Origin of the sequence: Chromobacterium sp. ASV23 (assembly GCF_016428945.1) — a bacterium.
Lineage (GTDB): Bacteria > Pseudomonadota > Gammaproteobacteria > Burkholderiales > Chromobacteriaceae > Chromobacterium > Chromobacterium sinusclupearum.
Genome location: NZ_JAELTR010000230.1, coordinates 1 through 391 on the forward strand (window position 1 = coordinate 1; position 391 = coordinate 391).

The 391-nt window shown below is 60.9% G+C and carries 1 pseudogene; it reads left to right on the forward strand.

Annotated features, from left to right (window positions below):
* Positions 1-391: pseudogene (locus tag JHD59_RS22355) on the forward strand (xylose isomerase); the annotation flags it as partial.

The following is a 391-nucleotide window of genomic DNA, read 5'->3' on the forward strand; positions in this document are numbered from 1 at the left end:
TCATGAACCACAGCATCCGCTTTGCCATCAACCGTATCAGCGCACCGCGCCTGTCCTTTCCCGACTATCTGGCAATGTGCCGCCGACTGGGTGTGAGCGATATCGAAATCCGCAACGATCTGAATGGCGTGGAAATCAGCAATGGCACCCCGGCCACCCAGCTACGCGCTGCCGCAGCCGAAGCCGGGGTCACCATCCGCACCATCAATGCGCTCTACCCGTTTGATGTTTTTGACGCTGACCTGCAACAGCGTGCCGTGCAACTGGCCGCCTACGCCCGTGACTGTGGTGCAGAGGCGCTGGTGATGTGCCCGCTCAACAGCCGGGACGATGCCCGCAGTGCCAGCCAGCGCCAGCAAGACCTTATCCGTGCGCTCAAACAACTCAAACC